Origin of the sequence: Nonomuraea aridisoli (assembly GCF_003236395.1) — a bacterium.
Taxonomy (GTDB): Bacteria; Actinomycetota; Actinomycetes; order Streptosporangiales; family Streptosporangiaceae; genus Nonomuraea; species Nonomuraea aridisoli.
The window spans coordinates 1-863 of record NZ_POUD01000611.1 but is presented as its reverse complement, the minus strand read 5'-3'; the positions used below and the strand labels follow the sequence as shown (position 1 = coordinate 863).

General features: G+C 72.2%; 1 protein-coding gene. It reads left to right on the top strand.

Annotation, left to right across the window (positions count from 1 at the left end; translation table 11 throughout):
- Positions 1-494: 494 nt before the first annotated feature.
- Positions 495-863, top strand: a 369-nt coding sequence (locus C1J01_RS48385) for a sugar nucleotide-binding protein (protein ID WP_146616059.1), incomplete at its 3' end; no start/stop codon positions are given.

Below are 863 nucleotides of genomic sequence, written 5' to 3'. Positions count from 1 at the left end.
CGGGGAGGAGCATCTGCTGGGCCGGTACGCGACGGCGGCCGGGCGGGCGCTGGAGGCGGCGAGCGGGCTGGAGGCGGCGGTGCGGCTGCTGCGGGGCGTGGCGGCGTTCGGCGGGCAGGGCCGGTTCGGCACGGACCGGATCACGACGAAAAGGACGGCCGGTTAGGGCCCGATTTCGCGGGCGGTTCGCGCGACGGCGGGGTCCGGTAAATGGCGCCACCCCATCGGATTCTCGTTATTCAGGGTGTTTAGTCGGCATATTCTCGCCATTTCTGGGGAAGCGCTTCCCGGTTCGCGCACTCCCCTCGGTCGGGGCCTGGAGGCCCTGTGGCGCGGCCGATACCGCCCGCGCGGGCGGTCGCGGGCCGGATATTTCGGCGTCTTTTCGGCCCCCGGGATACGGCCTGTCTGGGACGACGTCATCAACTAATGCCACTTTTTCGCGGTAAACGAGCAAATGTGCGACTTCCGTCGGCCGAGTATCGTGGCCGTCCATGAAAGTGCTGATCGCGGGCGGCACGGGATTCCTGGGCGGCGAGCTCGTACGGCTCTGCGCGGCCTCCGGTCACGACGTGGGCGCCACCTGCTTCTCGACCCCGCCACCGGGGCGTGCGGGCGTCGCGTGGCTGCCCGTCGACCTGCGCTCGCGGGAGGGCGTGTGCGCGGCGCTGGAGGCGTTCCGGCCCGACGTGACGATCAACGCGGCCTACCGGCAGGACGACTGGGCGGTCACCGCGGACGGGGCGGCGCACGTGGCCGTGGCCGTCGCGCGGACCGGCGGGCGGCTGGTGCACGTCTCCAGCGACGCGGTCTTCTCCGGGGCGCGGCCCCGCTACGACGAGACGTGCCCGCCCGACCCGATC